General features: G+C 65.3%; 12 protein-coding genes and 1 pseudogene. 7 read left to right on the forward strand and 6 right to left on the reverse strand.

What is annotated here, in order from left to right:
* The first annotated feature begins 28 nt into the window (after window positions 1-28).
* Window positions 29-1,657, forward strand: coding sequence for a CTP synthase (locus CO667_RS18205; RefSeq protein ID WP_097619827.1), 1,629 nt, complete (start codon window positions 29-31; stop codon window positions 1,655-1,657).
* 70 nt (window positions 1,658-1,727) lie between these two features.
* Here the strand turns inward: CO667_RS18205 and CO667_RS18210 are convergent, their stop codons facing one another.
* Complete coding sequence (locus tag CO667_RS18210; protein ID WP_097619697.1) at window positions 1,728-2,816, reverse strand: citrate synthase/methylcitrate synthase; 1,089 nt, start codon at window positions 2,814-2,816, stop codon at window positions 1,728-1,730.
* Window positions 2,817-2,900: 84 nt separating this feature from the next.
* Here CO667_RS18210 and CO667_RS18215 point away from each other — a divergent pair, with 84 nt between their 5' ends.
* The 6 genes and pseudogenes from CO667_RS18215 (at window position 2,901) to CO667_RS18235 (ending at window position 9,528) form a co-directional block, all read left to right on the forward strand.
* Window positions 2,901-4,046 carry a citrate synthase gene (locus CO667_RS18215; RefSeq protein WP_179874178.1) on the forward strand — a complete coding sequence of 382 codons (1,146 nt, stop codon included), beginning with the start codon at window positions 2,901-2,903 and terminating at the stop codon, window positions 4,044-4,046.
* Between the two features lie 136 nt (window positions 4,047-4,182).
* Window positions 4,183-4,701, forward strand: a complete 519-nt coding sequence (locus CO667_RS18220) for a FecR domain-containing protein (protein WP_097619828.1) — start codon at window positions 4,183-4,185, stop codon at window positions 4,699-4,701.
* A gap of 5 nt (window positions 4,702-4,706) precedes the next feature.
* Complete coding sequence (locus CO667_RS18225; protein ID WP_097619699.1) at window positions 4,707-6,563, forward strand: adenylate/guanylate cyclase domain-containing protein; 1,857 nt, start codon at window positions 4,707-4,709, stop codon at window positions 6,561-6,563.
* Window positions 6,564-6,661: 98 nt separating this feature from the next.
* Window positions 6,662-8,632, forward strand: coding sequence for a DEAD/DEAH box helicase (locus CO667_RS18230; RefSeq protein ID WP_097619700.1), 1,971 nt, complete (start codon window positions 6,662-6,664; stop codon window positions 8,630-8,632).
* A gap of 65 nt (window positions 8,633-8,697) precedes the next feature.
* Window positions 8,698-8,778: pseudogene (locus tag CO667_RS36370) on the forward strand (GNAT family N-acetyltransferase); the annotation flags it as partial.
* Between the two features lie 45 nt (window positions 8,779-8,823).
* Complete coding sequence (locus CO667_RS18235; RefSeq protein WP_097619701.1) at window positions 8,824-9,528, forward strand: 50S ribosomal protein L11 methyltransferase; 705 nt, start codon at window positions 8,824-8,826, stop codon at window positions 9,526-9,528.
* Here CO667_RS18235 and glp read toward each other — a convergent pair.
* The 5 genes from glp to CO667_RS18260 are packed head-to-tail and all read right to left on the reverse strand — an operon-like array spanning window position 9,497 to window position 14,955.
* The gene (gene glp, locus CO667_RS18240; protein WP_097619702.1) at window positions 9,497-10,720 is read right to left on the reverse strand and encodes a gephyrin-like molybdotransferase Glp; all 1,224 of its coding nucleotides are present in this window, start codon (window positions 10,718-10,720) and stop codon (window positions 9,497-9,499) included. The genes CO667_RS18235 and glp overlap by 32 nt on opposite strands.
* Window positions 10,717-11,214, reverse strand: a complete 498-nt coding sequence (gene moaC, locus CO667_RS18245) for a cyclic pyranopterin monophosphate synthase MoaC (RefSeq protein ID WP_097619703.1) — start codon at window positions 11,212-11,214, stop codon at window positions 10,717-10,719. The genes glp and moaC overlap by 4 nt, the downstream gene beginning before the upstream one ends.
* A gap of 1 nt (window position 11,215) precedes the next feature.
* Window positions 11,216-12,028: an indole-3-glycerol phosphate synthase TrpC gene (gene trpC, locus CO667_RS18250; RefSeq protein WP_097619704.1), complete on the reverse strand. Its 813-nt coding sequence runs from the start codon at window positions 12,026-12,028 to the stop codon at window positions 11,216-11,218.
* 9 nt (window positions 12,029-12,037) lie between these two features.
* Window positions 12,038-13,054, reverse strand: a complete 1,017-nt coding sequence (gene trpD, locus CO667_RS18255; protein WP_097619705.1) for an anthranilate phosphoribosyltransferase — start codon at window positions 13,052-13,054, stop codon at window positions 12,038-12,040.
* 8 nt (window positions 13,055-13,062) lie between these two features.
* The gene (locus CO667_RS18260) at window positions 13,063-14,955 is read right to left on the reverse strand and encodes a SurA N-terminal domain-containing protein (protein WP_097619706.1); all 1,893 of its coding nucleotides are present in this window, start codon (window positions 14,953-14,955) and stop codon (window positions 13,063-13,065) included.
* Window positions 14,956-15,103 lie beyond the last annotated feature (148 nt).

Genomic DNA, 15,103 nt, shown 5'->3' on the forward strand with positions numbered 1-15,103 from the left:
GTTTTTGAAAAGGTATCCGGTGAATCCCATGGCGCGATACGTATTCATCACTGGCGGCGTGGTTTCCTCTCTCGGAAAAGGAATTGCGGCCGCGGCTCTCGGAGCGTTGCTGCAGGCCCGTGGATATCGGGTCCGGCTTCGCAAGCTCGACCCCTATCTGAACGTGGACCCGGGCACGATGAGCCCGACCCAGCACGGCGAGGTCTTCGTCACCGACGACGGCGCGGAAACCGATCTCGATCTCGGTCATTACGAACGCTTCACGGGGCGTTCGGCGACCAAGACCGACAACATCACCACCGGCCGGATCTACAAGAACATCATCGACAAGGAACGGCGCGGCGACTATCTCGGCGCGACGGTGCAGGTCATCCCGCACGTTACCAACGAGATCAAGGATTTCGTTATCGAGGGCAATGACGATTACGACTTCGTCATCTGCGAGATCGGCGGCACGGTTGGCGACATCGAGGCGATGCCGTTCATGGAGGCGATCCGCCAGCTCGGCAACGATCTGCCGCGTGGCACCGCCGTCTACGTCCACCTGACGCTGATGCCCTATATTCCGGCGGCCGGCGAGCTGAAGACCAAGCCGACCCAGCATTCGGTCAAGGAACTGCAGGCGCTCGGCATTCATCCCGATATCCTGCTGGTGCGCGCCGACCGCGAAATTCCGGAGGCCGAGCGCCGCAAGCTGTCGCTGTTCTGCAACGTGCGCCCGTCCGCCGTCATCCAGGCGCTCGATGTCGCCAACATCTACGACGTGCCGATCGCCTACCATAAGGAAGGCCTTGATGACGAAGTGCTTGCCGCCTTCGGCATCGAGCCGGCGCCGAAGCCGCGTCTCGACCCGTGGGAAGAGGTCTGCAACCGCATCCGCACGCCGGAAGGCGAGGTGACGATCGCGATCGTCGGCAAATATACCGGCCTCAAGGATGCCTATAAATCGCTGATCGAGGCGCTGCACCACGGCGGCATCGCCAATCGCGTCAGGGTCAAGCTCGAATGGATCGAGTCCGAGGTCTTCGAAAAGGAAGATCCGGCTCCCTATCTCGAAAAGGTGCACGGCATCCTCGTGCCCGGCGGCTTCGGCGAACGCGGTTCGGAAGGCAAGATCCTCGCAGCCCGCTTCGCCCGCGAACGCAAGGTGCCGTATTTCGGCATCTGCTTCGGCATGCAGATGGCCGTCATCGAGGCTGCCCGCAACTTGGCAGATGTGTCCGGCGCCTCCTCGACCGAATTCGGCCCGACCAAGGAGCCGGTGGTCGGTCTGATGACCGAATGGATCAAGGGCAACGAGTTGCAGAAGCGCACGGCAGCCGGCGATCTCGGCGGCACGATGCGCCTCGGCGCTTACAAGGCGGCGCTGAAGAAGGGCACGAAGATCTCGGAGATCTACGGCTCAACCGATATTTCCGAGCGTCACCGCCACCGCTACGAGGTCAATGTCGACTACAAGGACCGGCTCGAGAGCTGCGGCCTCGTCTTCTCCGGCATGTCGCCGGATGGCGTGTTGCCGGAGACGATCGAATATCCCGACCATCCCTGGTTCATCGGTGTGCAGTACCACCCCGAACTGAAGAGCCGGCCGCTCGACCCGCATCCGCTGTTTGCCAGCTTCATCGAAGCGGCGACGGAACAGAGCCGCCTCGTTTGACGAGTGCGGCACCAGATCGCGCGGTTAGGCGCGATCTGGATTGGATCCGGATGCTCTGCCGGATCAACCTTCAAGCAGCAGCCGGCAACGGGCCGATATAGACCGAGCGCGGGCGAATCAGCCGGCCGTCGAGCGCCTGTTCGCGCGCATGCGCCAGCCATCCGACGGTGCGGCCGATCGCAAAGACGCCGGTGAAGGCCTGGCGCGGGAAGCCGAGCGTTTCGAGCAGCAGCGCCGTATAGAATTCGACATTGACGTCGAGCGGCCGGTCCGGCTTGCGCGCCTTGAGGATCGCCAATGCCGCGGCTTCTACGGCTTCGGCCAGGGCGCTGCGGGCGCTGTCCACCTGTCCTGACGCGATCAACGGCTTCAGCGCGCCTTTCAGCGCATCGGCGCGGGGATCGCGGACGCGGTAGATGCGGTGGCCGAAGCCCATCAGCCTTTCGCCGCGGTCGAGCGCTGCGCCGAGCCAAGGCCCGGCATTCTCCGCTGTTCCGATCGCGTCCAGCATATCGAGCACCGGACCGGGCGCACCGCCGTGCAGCGGTCCCTTCAGCGCGCTCAATGCCGCCAGTACCGAGGAGGTGAGACCGGCCTGCGTCGAGGCGATGACGCGCGATGCGAAGGTCGAGGCGTTGAGGCCGTGGTCGGATATCGTCACGAGGTAGGCGTCGAGTGCGGCCGTCTGCTCCCTGGTCGGCATTTTTCCGGTCAGCATGCGCAGGATATCGGCCGCCTGCGGCAGCGAGGCGTCGGGCGCGATCGGTTTTTCGCCACGCTGAAGCCTGAGAATCGCCGGCAGGAAGACTGCGGGCGCGGCCAGCAGGCGGAGCGCGGTGTCGAAATCCTCGCCGTCGGGCAGCCGGGCAATCAGCGCCCGCATCGCGTCGACCGGAGGCAAAGCGAGCAAGGCGGCATCGGCAGCCTTGATATGGTCGAACACCCCGGTTCGCGCTTTCGCCAGCCAGTCGCGCAATTGCGCTTCGGCGAAGCTTCGTTCCATCAGCCCGTCGAGCAAGAGTGCGGCGACGCCTTCATAGGTGGCGTCAGCGACCAGATGATCCAGCGATACGCCGCGGATGATCAGCCGACCCGCTTCGCCATCGACATCCGAGAGCTGCGTTTCGGCGGCAATGACGTCTTCCAAGCCATTTTTCATGTGGTTTTCTCCTTTACGGCTTGAATGATCCGACCTAGTCTCATTGACGTCAATCTTGATGCAATTGATCAATATGAGGCTTCGATGTCGTGGCTGACTGCCGAGGAGGCGCTGCAAGCGCTGAAAACCAAGCCGCAGACGCTCTACGCCAATGTCAGCCGCGGGCGCATCCGCGCCAAGCCGGATCCCGCCGACCCACGCCGCAGCCTCTACCAGTCTGCAGACGTCAAGCGGCTTGCCGAACGCCATGCCGGTCAGCGTAAAGCCGAAACGGTTGCCGCCGAGACGATCCGCTGGGGCGATCCGGTTCTGTCTTCGGCGATCTCCACCATCATTGATGGACGGCTTTTCTATCGCGGACGGGACGCGGCCGATTTTGCCGAGGTGGCGACGCTGGAACAGACGGCAGCCCTGCTCTGGAATGGTACGGAAGCGCTCGTCTCGAGCACAGCATCCGGGTATGCCCCGCCATCGCTTCAGGCTGCGTTTGTGGCGCTTGCGGAGCGGGTGACGGCAGATCTGCCGTCGCTCGGCCGCTCGCAGGCGGCCCTGCGGCGCGAGGCGCAGGGCGTTCTCTCCACCGTCGCCGATGCGCTGGCGCCGGGGCCTTCGGAGCCGCCGCTGCATCTGCGGCTGGCCGCAAGCTGGGAACGGCCGGATGCCGCCGATTGCCTGCGTCGCGCGCTGGTGCTGCTTGCCGATCACGAACTGAATGCCTCGGCCTTTGCAGCACGGGTGACGGCATCGGCGGGTGCCGCCCTTTCGGCCGCCGTGCTTTCCGGTCTGGCGACGCTGACAGGGCCGCTGCATGGTGCTGCCTGGCAGGGCGTCGACGCCCTGATCGAGGCAGCTTCAGCGCTCGGGGCGGAGCAGGCGATCCGCCGCTCGCTTGTCCAGGGCAATCACCTCTCAGCCTTCGGCCATCTTTTCTATCCCGATGGCGATATCAGGGCTCAGGCGCTGCTTTCGCATTTTCCCCTGCCGCCGGAATTTGCAAACCTCCGTGACGCCGGCGAAGCGATGGTCGGCGAAAAGGTCAATGTCGATTTCGCGCTTGCCGCAATGGCCACCGCCTTCGATCTGCCGCGGGAGGCGCCGATCATTATTTTTTCGCTCGCCCGTTCCGCCGGCTGGCTTGCACATGCGATGGAGCAAATCGGGAGCGGAGAGTTGATCCGGCCGCGGGCGCGTTATGCCGGGCCGGCACCCGAAACAAGGAGCGGTCCTTGAGACGCCCCCTGCGATTGGCCGGCCTGCTTTTTTGCCTAGGGAAATATCCGAATTCGGCTATCATGTCCGGCATGGAAGAAGACGGTTGGCGGGCGCTTTCGAAATGAGCCGCTCCGCACGGTCATGGGGGCTTTCCATGAATATCACGCTTCGCTGCCTGTTTGCCGGCGCACTCGCGGTCGGCCTGTTTGCTGAAGGGGCAACCTTTGCCCAGTCTGCCGGCTGCACGATTTCGCGCGACGCCGGTGGCCGCCAGGTGTTCAGTTGTCCGGGCGGCGTCAAGGTGACGGCGGAGGCCGGCGCATCCTTCCGCCTTGCCGACCGCAATCGTGACGGCAGTCCCGATTCGGCATCGCTGCGGCGCAAGGCCATCCTCGTCGATGTCGACAGCAGCCAGCACGCGGGCGGTTTCCAGGTGGTGACGCCGCAGGCGATCGCCGCGGTGCGCGGCACCCAATGGGCGGTCGACGTCGCCGGCGGCAAGACCTCGGTGCTGGTCGTCAGAGGCAGCGTCGCGGTCCGCCGACCGGCCGGCGAGCAAGTGGTGCTGTCGCCGGGCGAGGGCGTCGACGTCTCTGATGGAACCGGCCCGCTCGTCGTGCGTCGCTGGCCGGCGCCCCGCGTTGCCGCTCTTCTTGCCCGTCTCGGCCAATAAGTCCCATGAACCATCGCCTGCAGACTGTGATCGCGCTGCTCGTCGCCGGTCTTTGGGCGGCGGCACTCGGCTATGCCAATCTCAATGGCGGAAGCGGCCTTCTCGATCGGATGGAGGCTTCGCTTGCCGATATCCGCAGCGCCATCGTCGGGGCAAAGACACCGCCTCCCGTCGTCTCGATCGTCGCCATTGACGACCGCACAGCCGCCGCCCACGGCTATCCGCTGGATCGGGCCACACTTGCGCGGCTCGTCGGCGCGATCAACGCGCTGAAGCCGAAGGCCCTCGCACTCGATATTCTGTTGGTCGATCCAGGGCCGGAGGCGGGCGATGCGGCGCTGGCTGCCGCCCTTGCCCAGGGGCCGAGTGTCATTGCCGCAGCCGCCACCTTCGCGCAAAGCCGCCAGCAGGTCAGCGATGCGGCGAACGATCCGCTTGCCGCCATTCCCGAAGCGAGCCAGCTTCTCTTGCCGCTTCCCCGCTTTGCCGAGGCGGCCGCGGTCGGCATCGTCAATGTCGCCACCGATCAGACCGGCACACCACGCTTCATTCCGCTGATCTCGCGGGCCGCGGACCGGCTGGATCCGGCCTTTCCGCTGCGCGCCGCATCGGTGGCCCTCGGTGTCAATCCCAGCATCGAACCCGATGCCATCATGCTCGGCAAGCTGCGCATTCCCACCGATATCGGCCAGCGCCTGCCGGTGACCTTCTATGGCGGGCACGGCAGTATCGCCACGTCAAGCGCCGCCGATGCGCTTGACGGCAAGCTGTCGGCGGATGCGGTCACTGGTCGCATCGTCGTCATCGGCTCGACGGTCACCGGCGGCGGCGACGTCTTTCCGACGCCGTTCGATCCCGTCATGCCCGGCGTCGAGGTGATGTCGACGGCGATCACCCATCTCGTCACCGGCGACGGCATGGTGCGCGACCGCAGGATCAGGCTGATCGATGCCGGCATCGCCATCGGTCTGACGCTCGTGCTGGTGTCGCTGATCGCCTGGCGCCGCAGTGCGGCAGGTTATGTCATCATCGTACTGACGCTGGTCGTCTGGGCGATGCTCAATCTGTCGGCCTTTGCGCATGGCTACTGGCTGAGTGCGGCGCTGCCGATCGCCGCCGCGCTGCCGCCGGCGCTGATCCTCGGCGCGGCCGAACTCTGGCTCGACCGCGGCCGCGCCCGCCATTTCGCCGAGCAGAGCGCGCTGCTGCAGCGCATCGAGGCGCCGGGTCTCGGCGAGTGGCTGGCGCGCGATCCGAATTTTCTGGCTGCGCCGGTGCGCCAGAACGCCGCCGTCATCTTCATCGATCTCTCGGGCTTCACCGGTCTCAGCGAAAACCTCGGACCGGTCAAGGTGAGCGAAGTGCTGAGCGGCTTCTTCGAGCTGATCGACGAGGAGGCGCGCGCTCATGGCGGCGCCATCACCAGCTTCATGGGCGACGGGGCGATGATCCTGTTCGGCCTGCCGGAGCCTGCCGATGACGATGCCGCCCGGGCCGCTGCCTGCGCGGTCGGCCTCTGCGAACGCACACGGGCCTGGCTTGGCGCCCATGCCGGCTTTGCCCAGAAGAAGATCGGCTTCAAGGTCGGCGCCCATTGCGGCCCGATCGTCGCCTCGCGTCTCGGCACCGGCGACCGGCAGCAGATCACCGCGGCGGGCGACACCATCAATGTCGGCAGCCGCCTGATGGAGGTCGCCGCCCGCCACGGCGTCGAGCTGGCGCTGAGCGCCGAAATCGTCCGCGCCGCGGGCTCCGACAGCGTGCTTGCGCAGTCCGGACGGATGGAGGGGCCGTTGGAAACAACGCTGCGCGGCCGGGCAAGCCATATCGACGCATGGCTGTGGCGCAGCCGCACACTTTGACAATCGCCGCGGGAGCGGCTAGGAACGGCGCAAATACCCCGCCGGCTGGCTCCGGCCATGGCGCATTTCGCGCCTGACAGCTCCGAAAGATCGAACTCATGACAGAATTTAACGGCGTCGTTCCGGCGATCGCCAAGGCGTTGCAGAAGCGCGGTTACGCCGAACTCACCCCGGTGCAGAAATCGATGCTCGATCCGGCGCTTGCCGCTTCCGACGCGCTGGTCTCGGCCCAGACCGGTTCCGGCAAGACCGTCGCCTTCGGGCTGGCGCTGGCGCCGACGCTGCTTGAGGGCAGGGAACGCTTCGGCAATGCCGGCGCCCCGCTCGCCCTCGTCATCGCCCCGACGCGCGAGCTTGCCCTGCAGGTGAAGCGCGAGCTCGAATGGCTCTACGAAATGACCGGCGCGGTGATATCAAGCTGCGTCGGCGGCATGGACATCCGCAGCGAGCGCCGCTCGCTCGAACGCGGCGCCCATATCGTCGTCGGCACGCCCGGCCGGCTCTGCGACCATATCCGCCGCAGGGCGCTCGATATGTCGGAACTGAAGGCCGCCGTGCTCGACGAGGCCGACGAGATGCTCGATCTCGGTTTTCGCGAGGACCTGGAATTCATTCTCGATTCGGCACCGGACGAGCGTCGCACGCTGATGTTTTCGGCAACCGTGCCGGCGGCGATCGCCAAGCTGGCCAAGAGCTACCAGCGCGACGCTGTGCGCATCAGCACCGCGGCCGAGGAAAAGCAGCATGTCGATATCGAATATCGCGCGCTGATGGTGGCGCCGAGCGACCGCGAGAACGCTATTATCAACGTGCTGCGCTATTATGAGGCGACCAACGCCATCGTCTTCTGTTCGACGCGCGCCGCCGTCAATCATCTGACGGCGCGGTTCAACAACCGCAATTTCGCCGTGGTGGCGCTGTCCGGCGAGCTGACGCAGAACGAGCGCAGCCATGCGCTGCAGGCGATGCGCGACGGGCGCGCCCGCGTCTGCATCGCGACCGATGTCGCCGCCCGCGGCATCGACCTGCCGGGCCTCGATCTCGTCATCCATGCCGACCTGCCGACCAATCCGGAAACGCTGCTGCACCGCAGCGGCCGCACCGGCCGGGCCGGGCGCAAGGGCATCAGCGCCATGATCGTGCCGCTGAATGCACGCCGCAAGGCAGAGCGCCTGCTCGAAAATGCCGGTATTTCGGCCGCCTGGGCGCGGCCGCCGTCCGCCGAAGAGGTGAACGAACGCGACGACGAGCGGCTGCTCGCCGATCCGATCTTCAGCGAAGCGCCGCAGGAAGAAGAACAGGGGCTGGTGCAGCAGCTTCTTTCCAGCCACGGCGCCGAAAAGCTCGCCGCCGCCTTCTTGCGTCTCTACCGCACCAATCATTCGGCGCCCGAGGATCTGATCGAGGTCACCGTGCAGGACGATCGCAGCCGCAAGCGCCGCGACAATGCCGAGCCCTACGAGCCGGCGCAGAAGGGTCCGCGCGAAGATTTCGGCGCCAGCGTCTGGTTCTCCGTCTCGGTCGGGCGCAAGCAGAATGCCGAGCCGCGCTGGCTGATCCCGATGCTTTGCCGCAACGGCAATGTGACGAAGCGGGAGATCGGCGCCATCAAGATGCAGCCCGAGGAAACCTTCGTGGAGATCGCGGCTGCAAGTGCCGAAAGCTTCCAGGCGGCGATCGGGCCGAACAAGGCGCTCGAACGCGGCATCCGCGTGACCCGGCTTTCCGGCACGCCGGATTTCAGCCGGGCGCCGTCGCCGAAGCCTTATGCCGGCAAGCCATCGCGTGACGAGCGGCCGGATGATGCCTCCCGTGGCGAGCGGCCGAAGAACAAGTTCGGCAAGGGTCCAGGCGGCGGATACGCGGCAGCCGACAATAGCGGCGGGGAGAGACGCGATAGCAAGCCCTGGAGCAAGAAACCAGGCAAGCCCGGTTTCGACGGCCCGAAATCCGACAAACCCAAATACGACAAGCCGAAATTCGAAGGCGCCAAGTTCGACGGGCCGAGATCCGAGGGCAAGGGCGGCGCTGCGCCGAAGAACAAATTTTCAAAGAAGAAGCCCGGCTGATTTCGCCAGCAGCCCTTCGCCGATCCGGCGCGGGGCTGTGGCTCGTATTTCTCGGGGAGGCAAAGGTGATGGCGGAGACGGCGATCCTCAGCGTTCCGGTCTTCAGTACGCTCTGCAACGAAGCCTTGCGGCTGCGCCGCATCGTGCCATGAAGAATTATTGAGCTTCAGCGCCGGCAGGAGCAGACGACGATGAAACGCGCGCGCCAGCCGCACCCCGATCCGACCGCCTTCATCAAGGCCAATCTGCCGATATCGCCGGTTACCTCCATCCCCGAAATCCAGCTTCATCAGGCCGGACCTGCGAGCGGGCTCTGGCGGCTTGCCGGCCGGGGAGAGACAGATCCAGCGCCCTACTGGGCCTATCCCTGGGCCGGCGGCGCGGTGCTGGCCCGCCATCTGCTCGACCGGCCGGAAACGGTCGCCGGTCGTCGCGTCCTCGATCTCGGCGCCGGCTCCGGGCTCGTCGCCATCGCGGCGGCAAAGGCCGGAGCAGCCGCAGTGACGGCGGTCGATATCGATGCCAATGCCATCGCCGCGATGGGCCTTAACGCGGAAATTAACGGGGTGAACATTGCGGCCATTGCCGCAGATATCATCGATGGGCCACCGCCCGTGGCGGATCTCCTGCTCGTCGGCGACCTGTTCTATCATCCCGCCCTTGCCTTGCGGGCGATGGCTTTCCTGCGGCGTTGCCAGACCGCCGGCATCGAGGTGCTGATCGGCGATCCCGAGCGCGCCTATCTCCCGCAAAGAGAACTCAGGCGAAGCGCGACCCATGCGGTTGCAGATTTCGGTGCGGGCGCGAGTGGCGGATCAGTGCAGGCGGGTGTCTTTTCGCTCTCCGCAACAGTTGGAGATGCAGCTAAACGAGAAGGTCCGGCCGCAGCAGCATGACCGGGCAGGGCGCTCCGGCCGGCAGTTCCGGCGCCTGCGGCGGGCGGATGATGAGGCAGTCGGCTTCGGCGAAGATCTTCATCATCGAGGAATCCTGCTTGCCGAAGGGGTCGACCAGCCAGCTTCCGGCAGCAGACTTCGAAAGTTTCGCCCTGATATAGTCCTGCCGGTGATCATTGGCGCGCAATGTGACGGCCGCCTCCATCACTGCCTCGCGCCGCACCGGCGGCAGGGAGGCGAGCTTGCGGATCAGCGGCTCCAGGAACAGCAGCGAACAGACGAGGCTCGAGACCGGATTGCCGGGCAGGCCGAGCACATGCGTCTCGCCGAAGCTGCCGACCATCAGCGGTTTGCCGGGGCGCATGGCGATGCGCCAGAAGTCGAGCTGCATGCCGGCCTCAACAAGCGTCGCCTGCACCAGATCATGGTCGCCGACCGACGCGCCGCCGAGCGTGACGATGACATCGACCCTGGCGTCCCGCGCCGTGTCGATCGCCGCGGTGATTTTAACCTTGTCGTCCGGCACGATGCCAAGATCGAGCACATCGGCGCCGGCTTTGCGGGCAAGGGCTGCAATACCAAACGTATTGGAGGCGATGATCTGCGACGGGCCGGGCGTGCTTCCGGGCGGCAGCAACTCGTCGCCGGTTGCAAGGATGGCGATCCGCGGACGCCTGAAAATCTCGACCTCAGGTCGGTTCATGCCGGCAGCGACCGTCAGCCGCGAGAAATCGAGCACCGTGCCGGCGGACAGCACAGCTTCGCCTTCGACGAAATCCTGGCCGCGGGGACGAATATGCTGGCCCTGCCGGACGGGGAAATTGGTTCGGATGCCGCCTTCGATCTTCTCCGCATCCTCCTGCAGCAGGACGCTATCGGCGCCCGGCGGGACAGGCGCGCCGGTGAAGATGCGGACGGCCTCGCCCTTGTTAACACTTGCCTCGAAGCCGTGGCCGGCGGCAGACGTGCCGATGACCTTCAGCACGGCGCCCGGCTCCGGTGCGTCTTCACGGCGCAGCGCATAGCCATCCATGGCAGAGGCATTGAAGGGCGGCTGGGTGAGGCCGGCCGTGAGGGCAATAGCGAGGACTCGGCCTTCCGCCTCTGCGAGTGGCAGCGTCTCGGATGCCGCGACGGGTTTTGCGCGAGACAGCAGGCGGTTCAGGGCTTCGGCGACCGGCAGAAGGTTCATCTTGCCTCCGGATGACGGAAATCGCCGGATTTTCCGCCGGACTTTTCAAGGAGCCTCACGCCGCCGATCTCCATTGTCTTGTCGGCTGCCTTGGCCATGTCGTAGATCGTCAGACAAGCGATCGAGACGGCGGTCAGCGCCTCCATCTCCACACCGGTCTTGCCGGTCAGCTTGACGGTTGCCGTGACGCGCAGGCCGGGCAGGGCGGCATCCTCCTCGATCTCGACCGTGACCTTCGTCAGCATCAGCGGATGGCAGAGCGGGATGAGATCGGCGGTGCGTTTTGCCGCCATGATGCCGGCAAGGCGCGCGGTGCCGATCACATCGCCCTTCTTGGCATTGCCTTGGCGGATGAGCGCGAGCGTTTGCGGCGCCATCTTCACATGGCCCTCGGCGGTGGCGATGCGCACCGTCTCGGCCTTGTCGGAGACATCGACCATGTGCGCCTCGCCGGAGGCATCGATATGGGTCAGACCGGGCTCTGCGCCGCTCATATCATTCGGCCGCGATGGCGGCTTCGCCAAAGAGCAGCGCGCGGGTGGCGGCCGCCACATCGTCCTTGCGCATCAGGCTCTCGCCGACAAGGAAAGTATTGATGTCGACGGCCTGCAGGCGTTTGCAATCGGCATGGGTGAAGATGCCGCTTTCGCCGATGAGCAACCGGTCGGCCGGAACCATATCAGCCAGCGTCTCGCTGACCGTCAGGCTGACCTCGAAGGTGCGCAGATTGCGGTTGTTGATGCCGAGGAGCGGCGAGGAGAGCTTCAGCGCACGGTCCATCTCAGGCGCGTCGTGAACCTCGACGAGCACATCCATGCCGAGCGAGAAAGCTTCGTCCTGCAGCCGCTCGGCATCGTCATCGGTCAGCGACGCCATGATCAGCAGAATGCAGTCGGCACCCCAGGCGCGCGCCTCATGGACCTGATAGGTCTCGAACATGAAGTCCTTGCGCAGGGCGGGCAGAGCACAGGCGGCCCGCGCTGCCGTCAGAAATTCCGGCGCACCCTGAAAGCTCGGTGTGTCGGTCAACACGGAAAGGCATGCCGCGCCACCGGCCTCATAGGCTTTTGCCAGCGCCGGCGGATCGAAATCCGGACGGATCAGCCCCTTGGACGGGCTCGCCTTCTTGATCTCGGCGATCAGACCGAAATGGCCGGCTTCCCCCTTGGCAACGAGCGCCTTGTGAAAACCGCGCGGGGCGGACTGGCCGGCCTGCATCGCCTTCAGGTCGGCAAGCGACACGGCAGCCTTGGCGGCGGCGATTTCTTCGCGCTTATAGAGTTCGATCTTCTTCAGGATATCAGTCATCGGCCAATCCTAGTCGATATCGTTGGAAACGGCGATGAGTTTGTCGAGAGCGAGCGCGGTGGCGCCACTATCCAGCGACCGCGCGGCCAGCGTCATGCCGTCGCGGATCGTCTCCGCCTTGCCGGCGATAACCAGTGAGGCGGCGGCATTGGCGAGCGAGACGTCGCGATAGGCATTCTTTGCGCCGCCGAGGACCTCGCGAAGCGCGGCGGCGTTGGCGACACCATCACCGCCCTTGATGTCGGCGAGCACGCAGGGGCTGACGCCGAAATCGGCGGGCGACAGTTCGAAAGTGCGGATCTTGCCGTCTTCGAGGGCGGCGACTTTCGTGATGCCGGTGGTGGTGATCTCGTCGAGACCGTCGCCATGGACCACCCAGACGCATTCGGAGCCGAGATCGCGCATGACTTCGGCGAGCGGCACCAGCCATTGCGGCGAGAAGACGCCGAGCAGCTGGCGGCGGACGCCGGCCGGATTGGAGAGGGGGCCGAGCAGGTTGAAGATCGTGCGCGTGCCGAGTTCGACCCGGGACGGGCCGACATGGCGCATGGCGGAATGATGCATCTGTGCGAACATGAAGCCGACGCCGGCCTCCGTGATGCAGCGGGAGATGATCTCGGGGCTGACGTCGAGCTTGACGCCGAGGGCGGCCAGATTGTCGGCCGCGCCCGATTTCGAACTCAGCGCCCGGTTGCCGTGCTTGGCGACGGGGACACCGGCCCCGGCGACGATCAGCGCCGCCAGCGTCGAGATATTGTAAGTGCCGCTGGCATCGCCGCCGGTGCCGACGATGTCGATCGCATCGGCCGGCGCCTCGACGGCCAGCATTTTCGCGCGCATCGCGGTGACGGCGCCGACGATCTCGTCGACGGTTTCGCCGCGCACGCGCAGCGCCATCAGGAAGCCGCCGATCTGCGAGGGCGTCGCCTGGCCCGACATCAGGATGTCGAAGGCGGCGCGAGCCTCGTCACGCGTCAGCGGCTCACGGCTTGCGGCCTTGGCCAGGAACGGCTTCAGATCGGTCATAAAGCCTCCTAGCGGGTCGTTGCCTGTTCGGCGAGCGTCTGGTTGATCTGAGCGCCATACTGCGTCTGCAGCAGGTTGACCATCTGATCGAGAATATCGTCGCCGGCGGCATTGGCCATGGCGGTGATCTGGGCATCGCGGTTGTTCAGCACGTCGCCGGTCGGCTGGCTGTTGACCTCGGTGACCTTCATTAGGATCTGCGTCGAGGGATCGGCGCCGACAGCGCTCGCAACCGTATCGATGGGCCCGGAGAAGGCGGCGGTGACGGCGGCACGGCCAAGCACCGGATCATCGGTGGAGCGGGTAACGCCGCTCTTGCTTTCAACGGCGATGCCGAGTGGCGTGGCGATATCGGCAAGCGCGGTGCCCTTGGCTGCCGCGGCCTTCAATTCGTCGGCCTTCTTGGCGAGTTCGGCTTTCTGCTGTTCCGCCGTCCAGTCCTCGACCGCCTTTTCGCGCACCTCGGCGACCGGGCGCTCGCGGGTCGGCGTGATTTCCCGGACGTTGAACCAGACATAGCCGTCATTGCCGATCGGCAGCGGCGGCGCATCGACGCCGACCTCGGTCTTGAAGGCTTCGCCGAGCAACTGCTGCTTGACAGGGATATCCTTGACCTCTTTGCCGTCCTTGTCGGCGCCGGTCATATCGACAGCGTCGACGGTCACGGCCTGGAGCTTCAACTGGCCGGCGATATCCTCGAGCGTGGAACCCCCAGCGCGCAGATCCTCGATGCGGTCATGAACGTTGATCACTTCCTGAGAGGCATTGGTGAGCGCCAGCTGCTTGCGGATGTCTTCCTTCACCTCGTCGAAATTCTTGACCGTTTCCGGCTTGATGTTGGTGATGCGCAGGATGACGGAGCCGAAGGAGCCTTCGACGACAGGCGTCGTGCCGCCATCACGCGACACCGCGAACGCCGCATCGGCAACGGCCTGGTCGGGAACCTTGTCCTTGGTAAATTCGCCGAGCAGCACATCGCTTGCCGTTTTGCCCTGATCGGTGACCAGCTGGTCGAAGCTGGTGCCGCCCTTCAGCGCCGTTTCGGCGGCGGCGGCAAGATCCTTGCTGGCAAAGGTCAGCTGCTCGATGGTGCGGCTTTCCGGCGTGCGGTAAGTATCCTTGCTCTTGTCGAAGGCTTCGTGGATCTGGTCGTCGGTGACGGTCGCGGCGTCGGCGATATCGGCGGGCTGCAGCTTGAGATAGACGAGCTTGCGGTACTCAGGCGCCTGGTAGCGCTGCTTGACGCCATCGAACCACGTCGCCAGCACATCGTCGGCAGGCGCCTTGATCGGCTCGATATTGGCGTTGGTGAGCAGGAGATAGTCGATGCTGCGGCTTTCATCGCCATAGAGCTTCAGGGCGTCGACCAGCGTCTTCGGGGCGGTGAAGCCGTTCGAGATGGCATCGACGACCTGGCTGCGGACGGCGACCTTGCTGCGCTCCTTGATGTAATCGTCCTGGCGGATATTGGCATTGCGCAGGCGCGAGATGAAGAGCTCACGGTCGAACTTGCCGTTGACGGCCTTGAAAGCCGGATCGTCGGCAATCAGCTGGGCGAGGCGATCCTCGGACAGGCCGAGGTTCATGTCTTCGGCGAGCTGGTCGAGCGAGGCGCCGGCGACGAGCTGGGCGAGCACCTGCTGTTCGACGCCGAAAGCGCGGGCCTGTTCCGGAGTGAGGCGCATGCCGAACTGCTGGCCGAGGCTTGCCACCTGGCGCTGATAGGCGAGGTGGAATTCGTTGACGTCCACATGCTGATCGCCGACGGTCACGACCGTGGTGCTGTTGCCGCCCGTTAACAACTGATGCGACACGCCCCAGGCGCCGAAGGAGACGACGAGCAGAAGCAGGAGCAGCTTGGCAACCCAGGTCTGAGCAGCTCTTCTCAGGATATGGAACATCGAAACGCAAACCTCGCAGTATTCATTAGAGCCGCGCGCGGGCGGACATTCGACGTTCCTTAAAACAAACCCGACAGGAAATGAAGGGTTTGTCATGCGAAAAGCTGCACAAGCCTGCCGCTCGGCCGAGGCGGCTTTGTGGCGAACA

Origin of the sequence: Rhizobium sp. L43 (assembly GCF_002531725.1) — a bacterium.
Lineage (GTDB): Bacteria > Pseudomonadota > Alphaproteobacteria > Rhizobiales > Rhizobiaceae > Rhizobium.

What these genes read in the sequence shown, in the direction of transcription:
- CO667_RS18205 (WP_097619827.1), top strand. Translation starts at nt 29, where the DNA reads ATGGCGCGATACGTATTCATCACTGGCGGCGTGGTTTCCTCTCTCGGA.
- CO667_RS18210 (WP_097619697.1), bottom strand. Translation starts at nt 2,816, where the DNA reads ATGAAAAATGGCTTGGAAGACGTCATTGCCGCCGAAACGCAGCTCTCG.
- CO667_RS18215 (WP_179874178.1), top strand. Translation starts at nt 2,901, where the DNA reads ATGTCGTGGCTGACTGCCGAGGAGGCGCTGCAAGCGCTGAAAACCAAG.
- CO667_RS18220 (WP_097619828.1), top strand. Translation starts at nt 4,183, where the DNA reads ATGAATATCACGCTTCGCTGCCTGTTTGCCGGCGCACTCGCGGTCGGC.
- CO667_RS18225 (WP_097619699.1), top strand. Translation starts at nt 4,707, where the DNA reads ATGAACCATCGCCTGCAGACTGTGATCGCGCTGCTCGTCGCCGGTCTT.
- CO667_RS18230 (WP_097619700.1), top strand. Translation starts at nt 6,662, where the DNA reads ATGACAGAATTTAACGGCGTCGTTCCGGCGATCGCCAAGGCGTTGCAG.
- CO667_RS18235 (WP_097619701.1), top strand. Translation starts at nt 8,824, where the DNA reads ATGAAACGCGCGCGCCAGCCGCACCCCGATCCGACCGCCTTCATCAAG.
- glp (WP_097619702.1), bottom strand. Translation starts at nt 10,720, where the DNA reads ATGAACCTTCTGCCGGTCGCCGAAGCCCTGAACCGCCTGCTGTCTCGC.
- moaC (WP_097619703.1), bottom strand. Translation starts at nt 11,214, where the DNA reads ATGAGCGGCGCAGAGCCCGGTCTGACCCATATCGATGCCTCCGGCGAG.
- trpC (WP_097619704.1), bottom strand. Translation starts at nt 12,028, where the DNA reads ATGACTGATATCCTGAAGAAGATCGAACTCTATAAGCGCGAAGAAATC.
- trpD (WP_097619705.1), bottom strand. Translation starts at nt 13,054, where the DNA reads ATGACCGATCTGAAGCCGTTCCTGGCCAAGGCCGCAAGCCGTGAGCCG.
- CO667_RS18260 (WP_097619706.1), bottom strand. Translation starts at nt 14,955, where the DNA reads ATGTTCCATATCCTGAGAAGAGCTGCTCAGACCTGGGTTGCCAAGCTG.